The following is a 14,005-nucleotide window of genomic DNA, read 5'->3' as shown; positions in this document are numbered from 1 at the left end:
GTGGATCAGCGGACGGGCAGCAGGCAGGTGGGCGACGGAGCGGGTGTGCGGTGACGCACCCGACCCGGCACGCCGGTGCGGATATCCAGCGCGAGCGAGACCACCTCGTCCGAGAGCTGACCGGCCACCAGGAGCGTGTCGCGGACCACCACGTGGTGACGCGGCCAGTCCACGCCCGAGTCCGCCAGCGCGACCGGCGCGACGGACTCGCCCGCGCCGCGCACGCGCAGCGTGGCGAGGGTGTTGCTGCCGCGCACGCCGGCGTACAGGAACTCCCCGTCGCGCGAAGCGGCGAGCTCGGCCGCGCTGTCGCCCGGCAGCGTGCCGGCGCCGAGCGGCGAGCCGCCGACCACGCGCCACGTGCCGTCCACCGCGGGGGCCAGCACGAACAGCTCGCACGACAGCTCCGTCACGACGTACAGGTGCCCGCTCGGATGCCACACCATGTGGCGCGGCCCGCTGCCCTTCGGCAGCGCGACCTGCTGCAGCGGACGCAGCCCGCCCTCACCGGTGCGCCAGAAGCGCACCACGTCGAACCCGAGGTCGGTCGTCGCGACGAGCCCGCCGGGCAGGAACACCGCCTCGTGCGCACGCGACGGACGAAGGGATGCCTCGTCCTGCGCGGCTGCCGGCACCGCGTCGACGCGATCGTGATCGGGCACGAGGTGCGCGTACTCGTCGCCCGCCGCCTCGCGCAGGGCGCGCGCGGCCGCGGCGAGGTCGAGATCGCCCGGCTCAGGAACCTGTTCGGCGTCGGCGTCGGGGCCGTAGGGGTCGACGGCCGCCGGAGCCAGGACCGGCGTCGAGGGACGACCGGCGGCATCCAGTGCCATCCGCACCACGCGGCCGTCGCCCCAGCAGCTCGCGATCAGCGACCCGCCGTCGGGCGCGACGGCGACGTGGCACACGGCCTCGCCGGCCGCGACCGGCTCACCCAGCGGTGCGAACGTCGTCTCGCCGGTGCGGCGGAAGGCCTGCACCTGCTGCCGGTTCTCCAGTGCCGCGTACACCACGTCCTGCCTGGGGTGCGGGGCCAGCCACGACGGCGACGCGGCCGCGGCGACCTCACCGGCGTAGGCCAGTGCGCCGCCTGCCGAGGCGTCGTCGGCGGCGCCGGCGAGCAGCATCCCGATTCCGGACGCGCTGCCGCCCATGTCTGCGGTGTACCCGCCCAGCCAGAACTTCACAGCGTCAGTCGACGAGGTCGTGGCGGACGATGACGGCATCGCGGGCGGGGCCCACGCCGATCACCGAGATGCGGGTGCCGCTCATCGCCTCGAGCGCGAGGACGTACTCCTGCGCCGCGACGGGGAGGTCCTCGAAGGTGCGCGCGCCCGAGATGTCCTGCTTCCAGCCCGGGAAGTACTCCAGGATGGGCACCGCGTGGTGGAAGTCGGACTGGTTCACCGGCACCTCTTCGAAGCGCTGGCCGTCGACGTCGTAGGCCACGCACACCGGGATCTGGTCGAGTCCGGTGAGGATGTCGAGCTTCGTGAGCACCAGATCGGTGATGCCGTTGATGCGCGTCGCGTACCGCGTGATCGGCGCGTCGTACCAGCCGACCCGGCGCGGGCGGCCGGTCGTGGTGCCGAACTCGAAGCCGCGCGAGCGCAGGAAGTCGCCGTTCTCGTCGAACAGCTCCGTCGGGAACGGGCCCGAGCCGACACGCGTCGTGTAGGCCTTCACGATGCCGACGATGCGGTCGAGGCGGTTGGGGCCGACGCCCGAACCGGTCGCCGCGCCGCCCGCCGTCGCCGACGACGACGTCACGAACGGGTACGTGCCGTGGTCGACGTCGAGCATGGTCGCCTGACCGCCCTCGAACACCACGACATCGCCCGCGTCGAGGGCTTCGTTCAGCAGCAGCGACGTGTCGGCGACCATGGGCCGCAGGCGGTCCGCGTACGACAGCAGGTCGTCGACGATCTCATCGCACGTGATGGCGCGGCGGTTGAAGACCTTCACCAGCAGGTGGTTCTTCTGGTCGAGGGCGCCCTCGACCTTCTGGCGGAGGATGTTCTCGTCGAAGAGGTCCTGCACGCGGATGCCGACGCGGTTGATCTTGTCGGCGTACGCGGGGCCGATGCCGCGGCCGGTGGTGCCGATCATGCGCTTGCCGAGGAAGCGCTCGGTGACCTTGTCGAGCGTCCGGTGGTACTGCGTGATGATGTGCGCGTTGGCGCTCACCTTCAGACGCGACGTGTCGACGCCGCGGGACTTGAGCGCCCCGAGCTCGGCAAACAGCACTTCGAGGTCGATCACGACGCCGTTGCCGATCACCGGGTTCACGCCGTCCGAGAGGATGCCCGACGGCAGCAGGTGCAGGGCGTACTTCTCATCCCCGATCACGACCGTGTGACCGGCGTTGTTGCCGCCGTTGAACTTGACCACCCAGTCGGTGCGCTCACCGAGGAGGTCGGTGGCCTTGCCCTTGCCCTCGTCCCCCCACTGGACTCCGACGATCACGATGCCTGGCATGGGCTACTCCCCCGTTTATTGGACGGTTACACCCCATCCTATCGACGGGCCCCTCTTACACCACATCCGAGGTCACATCGTGCCCGCCGGTGCTGGCAGGATGGCCCGGTGACGACCGCCGGCACCGAAGCCCCCGCGCCCGGAGGCGTGCGCGGGGCGATCTCGCCCATCGCCCGGCTCATGATCGGGGCGACCATCCCGCTCACCATCGTCGCGATGTACTTCGCGGCGCTCGACTCTCGCGGCGATACCCTGTGGGGCCTCGTCCTCTTCGCGACGCCGGCGGTGGCTGCCGTCTACGCCGTCCTGGAGGTGCTCTGGACGGGGCGAAGCGCGTTCACCGGCATGCCGGTGCGGATGCTGCTCTTGCCGGCGATCTCGGCAGTGGTGTCCACCGTGACGATCGCGATCACCTATGCGCTGCCTCCCCTGCAGCGGACGCTCTCCCACGCACGCCTGGCCGACGGCTGGCACTACTGGTTCCCCGCAGAGGACGGCAACCCGTGGCTGCTCTCGCTCCTCGCGGGCCTGTTCCTCGGCATCCTCGCGGGGCTCGTCGCGTGGGTCTTCGTGGTGCTGCCGGTCACGGCGATCCGCCGACCGCAGGAGGTCGCCGAGGCGAACGGCGCGCGGCCCGACCGCTCCGGGCGGTGAGCGGCATCCCCCTCCGTTCCGAGTGGATGCCGCACGAGCGGTGTCAGGCGGATGCGGGGTCGATCCTGCGCACGTCGGGCCAGCGTCGCGAGACCCAGATCACGCCGGCGGCGACGAGCCCGAACACCGCGGCGATCAGCAGCACGTAGAACGCGACCGATCCGTAGCCCGTCTCGGAGTTCGCCGGGTTCAGGAACGGGTACGGGTACCAGGTCCACTGCGCCTTGACCTGGTCGTAGACGAGCGGTCCGCGGATCAGGGTGTAGGCGACCCACACGATCGGGAAGGCGAGCACCGTCCAGATGTGGCGCCAGTCGATGGGCCTGCGGCCGGGCGCGAACAGCCAGTCGACGACGAGGTAGATCGGCCCGAGGACGTGCATCACCTCGTTCGTCCACGCCTGTCCCTCGCCGGCGCCGGTGACGGCGATCCCTCGCAGCAGCAGGTTGTAGACGATCCCGGTGATCGCCATGTAGGTCACGACGGAGGCACGGACGATGGCGAACCACTCCGGGTCGTCGGTGCCCCTCAGGAGCACGACGGCGCCGATCACCAGCACCACGACGGCGGAGATGTTCGAGAGGATCGTGAAGTAGCTGAAGAAGTTCGTCACCAGCGTCACGCGGTCGGCGTAGCCCGCGCGATCCCACTCGGCAGCCGCCACCGCGTACGTCGTGATGGTGGCCGCGGCGATCGCGACGGCGAACAGTATCCGCAGCCCGATGAACACCCCGCGCCGGACCGGCGAAGCGGCCGCCTGCGGCGCGCTCTGAGCCGTTCTCGTCGTGTCTGCCATGTCTCGCCTTCCGGTGCGACCGTGCCGGGGAGGTGCCCCTGCACACACAGTAGGGAACGGGTGCGCCGGGCCCGCGACGGCGCACCGTCGCGGGATGATCGAGCCGTCGGCCAGTATTGGAGAGGTCTTCGTAGGTTCTGTCCCCCAAACGGCGGACACGTTGTATGTCTGCCACAATCCAGGGTTCTGGGTGCACGTTTTCCCGCCGTCCGCGTGCCAACTTTTCGCGGCAACACGTATTTGCGAGAGGACCCTCGACCTCGGGAAGAACGACACGCATTCCGCGGTCGTCAGAGCTCTGGGGGTGGGACATGCACTGGGCATGGTTTCGGATCGCAGCCGCGATCGCCGGCTTCTCGGGAGTCGTCGCCGGCTTCATCGTCAACGTGGACCGCGCCGCGCGGCTGAGCGAACCGCTCGGGGCCGTGCTCGCGAACTACTTCAGCCTCTTCACGATCGTCTCGACGCTGCTGAGCGCGATCGTGCTGCTGGCAGCCGCCTCATGGAGCCTGCGGCACCCGGGCTCGTCGCGCGAGCCCTTCGGCATCGCCCTGGCCCTGGCCGCGGTCACCGGCCCCGTCCTGCTGCTGGGCATCGTCTACAACGCGCTGCTGCGCGGCCTGCCGTCGCCGGTCGCCCTCGGCGACACCGTGGGCATCCACATGCTCGACGAGTACGCGGTCGAGATGCTGCACGTCGTGCTGCCGATCTACTTCGTGCTGGACCTGCTGCTGGCACCACGCCGTCGCGGACTGCCGTGGTGGTCGCTGGCCGTGATCGTCGGCTACCCGCTGACATGGACCGCCTACACGATGGTGCGCGGCGAGCTCGTCGGCAACCCCGACGGATCCACGCCGTGGTGGTACCCGTATCCGTTCCTCGACCCGCACGGCGCGGGCGGCTACGGCTCGTCGTTCCTGTACATCGGGGCGATCCTCGCGATGTTCCTCATCCTCGGCGTCGGCATCGTCGAGATCGGCCGCTTCCGCGAACGACGCGCGAACCACCGCCTCGCCCCCGCCGCACGCGGGCCGCTGCCCGTCTGACACCGCCGCCCACACGCGGAGAGGGGGAGGGATGCCGGCGGCATCCCTCCCCCTCTCTCGCGCGGATCAGCCCAGCTGACGGCGTCGGCGCATCGCGACGATCACCAGCGCCACACCGCCGGCGAGGATCGCGAAGCCGGCGGACAGCGCCAGCACCATCGCCCGGGCCTCCAGGCCCGTCGGCGGCAGCGGGGCGATGAACGTGTTGGTGAACACGATCGTCACGTGGCCCGAGGCGAGCGTGACCGAGCCGGTCGCGCCCGGCTGCTGCTCGCCGTCGACCGTCATCGTGGTCTGGGCGGCGTCGCCGGTGTCGGTCTCGGTCACCGCGCACTCGCTGCCGGCGGGCAGGTTCTCGATCTCGGCCGGGAGCCGGTCCGGGCCGCCGATCTCGTACGACCCATCGAGCACCACGAGACCCGGGTCGGGGTGGGACGCGTCGATGAGCACGCACATCACGTCGACCGGGAAGGTGCGGGTGACCGACGAGGCGCCCGTGCCGTCGACGATCTTCGAGATGCTGAGGGCGGTGACCCCGAACGGGTTCGTGACCGCGACCGACGTCTGGTCGGCGGCATCCGTGTTCGGCAGCGGCGCGAGCTCGACGGTCGTGCCGATCTGCGGGTCGCCCGTCTCACCGCCCTCGGTGACCACGATCGTCGTCGACTCGGCACCGGCCGTGTCTGTCTCGGTGACGGTGCAGTCCGCGCCCTCGGGAAGCTCGCTCCACGTGACCGTCTCGCCGTCGGCGATCTGCTGCGTCATCGGCTCGGCCGCGGTCACCTGCTGCTCGTCCCACACGCAGGCGAGCGTCACCTCGAAGGGCCCGTAGACCACGGGATCGCCGTTCGCGTCGACCGCGCCACCGTTGTCGACGGTCTTCGTGACCGAGACCTGCGCGAGGTTGAAGGTGTTGCGCACCTCCAGGCCGGGCTGCGGCTGGTCGTCGACGCTCAGGATCGTCGGGTCGGTCTCGACGGTGAAGGTGTAGCCCTCGCCGTCGCCCGCGACCACGTTGCCGTCGGCGTCGAGGATCTCGGTCGAGCTCGCGCCGCCGGCATCCACCTCCACGAGTCGGCACTCCGCGCCGGTGGGCAGGTTCTCCCACAGGGCCGTCGGCGAATCGGCGCTGACGATGCGGACGCGACCGTCGGGGATGTCGACGACCTGCCCGTCGCGCATGCACGTGAGGCTCAGCTCGTAGGCCGAGGTGCCGAACTTGTCGGCGCCGTCGCCGTCGAACGTCTTCGTCACCTCGAGCGAGCCGGTGAGGTACCAGTTCGTCGCTGTCACGGTGATGAGACCGCCCGTGACGGGCACGGTGCCCGTGCCGACAGAGGTGTCCTCGCCGTCGTTCGGCGTGATCACGACCGCGTCGGCGCCGTTGAGGTCGTCCTCGACGACCGTGCACACCGAGCCGGGGATCACCTGGTGGATCGCGGTGCTGAAGCCGTTCTCGGCGTTCAGCTCGACCTGGGTGTCGAGCACCGTCTCGCCCCCGAACGTGCAGGTCACCGTGAAGGTGAACGTCTGGTCGAGACCGAACTGGTCGGCGCCGCCGCCCTCGAAGTCCTTCACGAGCACCATGGCCGTCGCGTCGAACAGGTTGGTGTACGTCACCGTGTTCACGACCGCCGTGCTGTCGGGCTGCAGCTCGGGGATGATGACGCGACGCGTGCGCGGGTCGATGATCGGAGCCAGGTCGCCGTCGACGCCCGGGATGTCGGCCGAGGGGATGGTCGCATCGGCGTTGCGGGCATCCGTCTCGGTCACGATGCACCTCGAACGCGCCGGGATCTCGGTGATCGTCTCGGTCTCGTTCGCGTCGAGCGTGAACGTCTCGTCGACCACGGTCTCGCCGTCGTAGGTGCACACGACGCGGAACTCGAAGCCCGTCGGGACGTACGGGCTCGCCGACTCCACGATCTTGCCGACCTCGAGCGAAGCCCACTCGTACGTGTTCTCGACATCGAACGCGAACGTCTCGTCGGCGTCGGTCACCGTGATCGACTCGGGAGTGACCGTGGTTCCGGTCTGCCCGGCGTCGTCCTCCTCGACGGTGCAGATCGAGCCGACGGGCACGTCCGGGATCACGACCGGGGCCTCGCCCGGGACGATCGTCACGACTCCGCCGTTCGCGAGCGGGACGTCGGCGCTCTGCCATGTGCACGACACGGTGGCCGTGAACGAGTCGGGAACCGGGAAGCCCTCGGGGGCATCCACGGTCTTCTCGACCGAGATCGAGCCGTTCTCGAAGACGTTGGTCACAGTGACGACGACGGGGGTGTCGCCTTCGCCGATGGTCACCGGGTCGGGGGTGATCACCGGTGTGCCGGTGGCGAAGCCCGGGTCCGTCTCGGTCACGGTGCACTCTGCGCCGGTCGGAAGGCCCTCGTACAGGGCTGTGCCCGCACCGGTGATGGTGCGCGTCGCGCCACCGGGGATCGCCACATCGACCGTCTCGCCGTTGACGAGGCGCGTGCACGCCAGGCTCACGGTGTACGTATCGGTCGTCGCCGGGTCGAGCCCGTTCGCCGGAGCGCCCTCGAGGTCCTTCTGCACCTGCAGCGACCCGATGTCGAACGTGTTCGTGATGTCGGCCTCGAGCGGCACTTCGGGATCGTCGCCGACGGTGACCGTGACGCTCGGCGTGGAGTCGTTCGCGCCGCCGGTCCCGGGTTCGGTGACGACGCACTCGGCGCCGGTCGGCAGGTTGGGCACCGTCCAGGTCAGGTCGTCCGGCGGGGTCAGCGTGTGCGTGTCGTGGAAGACAGGATCGGGCGTCGCGCCGTCGATCGTGCACGTCATCTCGACCGTGAACGGCGCAGTCGCCCAGCCGCCGGGATCGACGATCGACTTCACGACCGAGACCGACCCCACGGTGTAGGCGTTCTCGACCGCGACGTCGGTGCGGGCGGTCGTCGTGCCCTCCTCGTACGGAAGGATCGTGAACGGCTGGTCGACGATCTGGTCGCCGTCCTCCGTCACGGTGATCGTCGTCTGCGCGCCGGGGTCGGGGCGCTCCGTGACGGTGCACTCGGCGCCGGCAGGCAGGTTCTCGAACGTCTTCGACTCGCCGTCCTGCAGCGTGAACGTGCGGTCGGCCGCGGGGATCGCCTCCTGGCCGAGATACGTGCAGCTGGCGTCGAACGTGTACGTCCGGTCGTAGACGATGGGCTCGCCGTCCTCGTTCACGGCTCCGCCGTTGTCGACCGTCTTCTCCACGGTGAAGCCGCCGGCGAAGTACTCGTTCGCGATCTGGAACGATGCGGTCTGCGTGTCACCCGAGTAGGGGTCCCACACGCGCTCGTCCTCGGCGAAGTCGCGCTCGGCGACGACGCCGTCCTCGGGGTCGACGCTCCATTCGACGCCGGGGATCTCGGGATCCTCGACGACCGTGCAGGTCGAGAACAGCGGGAGGTTCACGGGGCCGGTCGCGCTGTCGTAGATCAGCACGGTGCCGTCGGCAGGCACCGACGGCCTGCTCGCGTCGGACCCGTCGGCGTGGAGCAGGGTCGTCTGCTCCCCGCCCGAGACACAGCTCACCAGCAGCGGATAGCTGTCAGGCAGGTCGATCGGGCTGGCGAAGTCGGGAGCGGTCACCGTCTTCTGCATCTCCAGCTGGCCGGTCGCGGCGGCGATGCCGACCTTCTGCGGCTCGACGACGAGCGACGGCCGCTCCGGCTGGGTGACCGTCGCGTTGGAGCGGGATGCCGTCGCGAACGAGTTCCACGCGACCGGCAGCCCGTCCGGCACCGCCGAGTTCGCGGGCAGCACGTACGGCGTCTGGGTCTGGTACGTCAGTCGCAGTGTCTCGCCCGGCTCGAGACCCGGCGCCGGCGCGAGGTTGTCGGGGTTCTCGTACTCGAGCGCGAGCATGACGCTGCGGGCGTTCTGGATCGTCTCGATCGTCGTCGATTCATCGACGAGCACCCAGTCGAAGGCGCACGACGGGTCCGGCGTCGCGTCTTCGGTCCACACCTTGATGGCGTTGGTGTTGCACGCCTGGCTGAGCTGGACCGCCGACAGGTAGATGCCGTAGGTGGCCTGCTCGCCCTCGGCGAGCTCCCGGAAGTTGGCGAGCAGCCCGCCGGTGAGGCTCACGGGGAACTGCGAGCCGCGGTCGCCCGGGACGATCACGCCCTGGTCTCCGACCGTCGGCAGGGTGTCGACCCCGGCGATCACCCGGGCGCTGGTGTTGCCCGTGTTGGTGAAGTCGACCTCCCACAGCGCTTTGCCGCCCGGCCGTGTCACGGGCGCGCAGGGGTAGGAGTAGAAGCCCCGCTCGTTGACGACGCCGGGTACCGACGCATCGCACGTCGAGGCGTCGCCGGTGAACGCGAGCACGCCGAGGTCGTCGTCGCCCGCGATGTTCGGGTCGCCGGCGTCGTCGCCCTTGACGTACTTCTTCGCCGTGATCGTCGCGATGGCGATCGGGGCGATGGACGTGTCTGCCGAGCAGTCGGGCACGCCGGGGGGTGTGTTCTCGACGGGCTTCGGCGTGAGGTCCATGCCGTTCGTGACGGTCGTGCCCTCGCACGTCTCGAAGAGGCGGTCCGAGCTGACGGTGACCTCGTTGGTCACCACGGTGTCAGGTGTCACGTCGTCGCGGAACTTCAGCGGCGCGTTCACCGTCAGGATCGAGCCGGCGTTGAAGACGAAGCCGGCCGGCGGCGTGATCGTGAGCAGGCCGGTGGCCTCGTCGAGGGATGCCGTGAACCCGGGGTCTCCCGTCTGACCGCCGCTGCCGCTCAGGGCGAACGTGTACGCGGTCGGATCGGGCTCGACCAGCAGCGAGCCGTTCGCATCGGTCGCCACCTGGTCGACGATCGTGAAGCCCGTCATGTTCCACTGGCCGGTGTTGGTCACGGTGATGACGTAAGGGATGGTGGCCGACTGCGAGATGAGCTGCGACGTACCGCGGGTCTTGGTCACCTTGACCGAGTTGGGGCGGTGCAGCACGGTCGTCGTGTCGGCCGCCTCACCGGACTGTTCGAACCCCTGCGCGCCGAACTGTGCGCGGCTGAAGGACTGCACATCGTTGCTGATGACGCCGGGCGCTGTCTCGCCCGCGTTCGGCTGCAGGTCGGGACGCGTCGTGGAAACGACGACGGACGGATCACTGCGCAGCGTGTCGCGGCGCATCGTCGTGACCGAGAACGTCAGCTGCGGGTTGTACGGCCGCTCCCACTGCAGCACGTTGCCGTCGGCGTCGACCTCCTGGGCTCGGAAGCGCACGCCGACCACGGTGCCCTCATCGGTGACGCCCGCGGGAAGATCGAAGCTCTCGATCGTGCCGGGTGCGGCATCCACCCAGTCGCCGTTCACCCAGCACGGCGAGTCGATGGTGATCATGTCGCCGTTGCACGTCGCCGTGAGCACGCCTCCGACGACCGCGTAGGCGACGTCCCTGCCCGCGTCGTCGTCGACCAGCACGTCCATAGCCACCTGGTTGACCGGCGCAGGCACGTTGATCTGCGCCGCGACGTAGTCCATCGTGTTCCAGAACGTCGGCGTCGTGTCGGTCAGGGTGAAGGACGTCGTACGCGCGGTGCCGTTGGGGCGGCCGCCGAGGTTCGTGACGTAGCTCTTCGACTGGTCCTCGTAGATGCTGCTCGGCGTGATCGACTTGGTCGTGGTGATCGAATAGTTGGCCGCGACGATGATGAAGTCGTCGCTCGCGTCGGCGGCGCCGGTGCCGCACTGGTTGTCGGCGCAGCCGTCGAGCACCGGGCTCTCGAGCTGCGTGTGGGCGTCGTTCTCGATGCTCTCGCCCGGTGCGGTGACCGTGACGGGCGTGCCCGGAGCCGACCGCAGCTCGTCGCGCAGCTGCCACGTGAGGGTGATGCCGCCGGTGCCCCCCGTCGCGATCACCGCGTCACCCTCGGCGTCGCGGAAGGTCACCGAGATCGCCGTCGCCTCACGCAGGACGTCGGGGCCGAGGGCGAGCGCCTCGGCGTCGGTATAGGTGACCGGCGCACCGTTGATCGTCAGGGTGACGGTCGTCTCTGCCTCGGTGATGCCTGACGGCACCTGGATGGCGTCGATGTCGTACAGATTCAGCGTGTCGAACGCGGTGTCGGCCAGCGCCTGCCCGGGAGCCGGGTCGGAGATGACCACACCGGAGACGCGCGCCGCCGATGTGTTGGTCGCCGTGATCGTGCTGGTGATGAGCGGGTAGTCGTCCGGGTCGACGCCGGCGTCGGGCAGGCCCAGCTGGTCCTGGTCGAACGTCTTGGTCATCGTGGCGTTGATGGGCTGGTCGACGATCTGGATGTCGTCGTCGGCCACGTCGACGCTGTCGACCCCCGTCGCCTCGTTGACGCCGTGCGCGCTGGCGGTGTTGTTCACCCGGCCCGGGCTGCCGGTGTTGTAGGTGTACGGGTGGAGGTCGCCGAGCACCCACTGGTCGGGGTCGCTGCGCAGCGTGTCGCGCACGCGGAAGTCGAGGTCGAACGGACGACGGTCGTACGACGTGCCGACCCCCGCACCTGCCGTCTTCTCGGTCAGGACGACGCGCACGGCGAGCGTGTCCGCCGCCTGCGGGTCGGTCAGCGTGTAGCCGCCGAACTGGCCGTCGCAGCCGCTCGCGCAGGCCTGGGTTGTGATGTCGGTCCAGCCCGACCCGTCGAGGTAGAGCGACACCTCGCTGACCACGGCGTTCGCGATGAGCGGGTCGGTCGTCGTCGTGATCGGGTCGATGCGGACCAGATCGAAAGCGTCGTAGACCGACCCGGTGGTGTCTGCGGTGTTCGCGGGGATCTCGGTCTCGGAGATGTCGCTCAGCGTCATCTCCGAGATGTTGAGCCCGTCGGTGGACCACCACAGCCGCGCCGTGCGCGTCTCACCTGACAAGGCCGGAACGTTGTCGTCGGGCGTCCACTGCTTGTCGAGGAAGTCGGCGCCGTTTCCGTCGGGGTCCAGCGGCACGACGTCGATGCTGTCCCCGTCGTCGGCGGTGTGCTCTCCGCCCGCGTCGGGGTTGTCGACGAGGGACTGGGCGGTGTTGTCGAAGGTGACGGGCTCGTCCTGCTCCTGCGTGAGCTCGATGTCGAGGTGCGTCACCACCGTGAAGCCGGGGGCGAGCTGGTCGGGGCATCCCTCGGCGTCCATCGGGTCGTACTCGAACTGGATGCCGCCGATGTCGCTCTGCAGGTTCGCCGGGATGTCGTACGACCACAGGTCCTGCGGGCCGGGCACGTCTACCGCGTCCGGGAACGGCACCCACTCGCCGGCGGACTTCGACCAATAGCGCACCGTCAGCGTGGTGCACTCGGGGATGTCGGTGTTGTTGATCTGCGTGATGGCGAAGTTGTCCCAGAACTCGGTGTCGTTCGCGGGATCGGCCGGGTCCGAGATCACGAGCTTGTCGGAGCCCGCGTTGGATTCCGGTGTCACGTTGCCCGTCAGCGTCATGTCGGCCGAGGTTCCGGGGACGCCCCAGATCTGGTCGGGGTTGATGTTCTTGGTGACGGAGGTGTCGAGGTTGAGCGGATCGACCGTGAACGGCGCCTCGGCATCGTCGGTGCCGGTCTGGCCGTTGGTGTTCTCGACCTGGGTGTCGACGACGTTGGTGCTCGACACGGGCGTGTCGGTGGGCAGCGCGGTGACGTCCATCGGGAGGGTGGCATATGCGCCCGACACGATGTCGTCGCCCTCGGCCGAGAACACCACGGTGTAGCCCTCGACGGTGCAGCCGGCGGTCGGACCGGGCAGCGTGTTGACGGTGGTGGTCGACGCGGTGCTGTCGGGGCAGTCGCTGTAGGTGTAGGTGATCTCGGCCGATGTGGCGGCGACGGGCCACGAGATGCCCGCGCCGAAGCCGTCGAAGGTCAGTCCCTGCTCGGTGAAGGTCGGCGAGCCCGCGGACGGCTCGGTGATCGTCATCGTCTGGACGTTCTGCTCGCCGACCGTCGCGGTGATGTTCGCTGTCGTGCTCTGACCGCTCACGAGGGTGTTGTCGGCGAAGGACTTGTCGACGGTGACGTCGGGCAGCCGCTGCGCGATGGTGACGCTCGCGTCGTCCACGACGGGGTCGCTCTCGGTGCCGTCCTTCGACACGGTGGACGATGCGTCGTTCGTGACGGTCACGTCCTCGCCGTCGGGGATCGTCGTCACCGTGTCGTTCGTGACGGTGTGCACCACGACGCTGCCGGTGGCGTCGGGCGCGAACGTGCCCGTGAACGTCACGCGCACACCCCCGGCGGCGCTGATCGGGTCCGGGGCGACCTCCGTCCACGCGCCGTTCACGTAGTACTCGGTGGTCGTCCCGGTGGTGCCGGGCGGGGCCGTCACGTCGACGCCTGCGAAGTCGAGGTAGCCGCCGAAGTCGGCCGGCGGGTTCTGCGGGTCCTGCACCACGATCGTGTCGACGTTCTGGTTCGACGCGTTCCCCGGGGTCAGGGTCCAGTCCACGGGCTGGCCGGGGACCGCCGGCATCGTCGTCGTGGGGGTGACGGACTTGTCGAGGCTCGGCACGAGCGTCGTCTCGACGTCGAGGGTCACGTCGGCGGAGCCGTCCGCGGCCGGGGCGTTGTCCGCCACCACCGACGCGGTGTTCGTGACGGTCTGGCCGTCCCACGTGCCCTCGGTGTCGGGGGGCACGATCGCGTTGATCGTGATGGTCATGCTGTTGCCCGCCGGCCACACCACGGGATCGGCGTTCAGGTCCGTACCCGGCGTCACGGTGAAGCTGTTCGTGGCGGGGTCGACCGCGAGATCGTACTCCCCGACCGGCTGGCCGGACGGCGCGGACAGCGCGACAGTCACAGGATTGGGGTTGTCGGGATTGAACTCGAGAGGCGCGGGCAGCGTGTCGCTGAGCACCGTGTTGAAGCAACCCGGGTCGTTGGCCGACGAGCAGTTGACGGTAATCTGGTAGGTGACCGTGTCACCGGGGCTGAAGGGACCGGGCTCGACCGTGCTCTTCTGGATCGAGAACGCCGCCACGGCGAAGGCCGCCGGCGCCACTCCGATGAACACGGTCGCGGCGGCAAGCACCACCGCGGTCAGTCCCGCGAGAAAACCCCGA

Annotated in this window: 6 protein-coding genes; 2 read left to right on the top strand and 4 right to left on the bottom strand. The window is 69.6% G+C overall.

Annotated elements, in window-relative coordinates; genetic code table 11:
• Window positions 1-5: 5 nt before the first annotated feature.
• Together ACFWJ8_RS04790 and ACFWJ8_RS04785 are read right to left on the bottom strand one after the other, a co-directional pair.
• Window positions 6-1,187, bottom strand: a complete 1,182-nt coding sequence (locus ACFWJ8_RS04790) for a lactonase family protein (protein ID WP_378809502.1) — start codon at window positions 1,185-1,187, stop codon at window positions 6-8.
• A 4-nt stretch (window positions 1,188-1,191) separates the two neighbouring features.
• Window positions 1,192-2,478 carry an adenylosuccinate synthase gene (locus ACFWJ8_RS04785; protein WP_378809501.1) on the bottom strand — a complete coding sequence of 429 codons (1,287 nt, stop codon included), beginning with the start codon at window positions 2,476-2,478 and terminating at the stop codon, window positions 1,192-1,194.
• A gap of 108 nt (window positions 2,479-2,586) precedes the next feature.
• On the opposite strand from ACFWJ8_RS04785, the gene ACFWJ8_RS04780 reads away from it, so the two are divergent.
• Complete coding sequence (locus tag ACFWJ8_RS04780) at window positions 2,587-3,132, top strand: hypothetical protein (RefSeq protein ID WP_378809500.1); 546 nt, start codon at window positions 2,587-2,589, stop codon at window positions 3,130-3,132.
• A gap of 43 nt (window positions 3,133-3,175) precedes the next feature.
• Here the strand turns inward: ACFWJ8_RS04780 and ACFWJ8_RS04775 are convergent, their stop codons facing one another.
• Entirely contained in the window at window positions 3,176-3,928 is a 753-nt protein-coding gene (locus ACFWJ8_RS04775; protein ID WP_378809499.1) for a Pr6Pr family membrane protein, read from the bottom strand.
• A gap of 311 nt (window positions 3,929-4,239) precedes the next feature.
• Between ACFWJ8_RS04775 and ACFWJ8_RS04770 the strand changes: the two genes are divergently transcribed.
• Window positions 4,240-4,974, top strand: coding sequence for a Pr6Pr family membrane protein (locus tag ACFWJ8_RS04770; RefSeq protein ID WP_378809498.1), 735 nt, complete (start codon window positions 4,240-4,242; stop codon window positions 4,972-4,974).
• 66 nt (window positions 4,975-5,040) lie between these two features.
• On the opposite strand, the gene ACFWJ8_RS04765 is transcribed toward ACFWJ8_RS04770, so the two are convergent.
• Window positions 5,041-13,977 (bottom strand): DUF5979 domain-containing protein, encoded by an 8,937-nt coding sequence (locus tag ACFWJ8_RS04765; protein ID WP_378809497.1) that lies wholly within the window; start codon window positions 13,975-13,977, stop codon window positions 5,041-5,043.
• Window positions 13,978-14,005: the final 28 nt, after the last annotated feature.

The sequence above is a fragment of the Microbacterium sp. NPDC058389 genome, from assembly GCF_042722305.1.
GTDB lineage: Bacteria > Actinomycetota > Actinomycetes > Actinomycetales > Microbacteriaceae > Microbacterium.
Note: the sequence above shows the minus strand (reverse complement) of the source record. Positions and strands in the feature narration are given on the sequence as shown.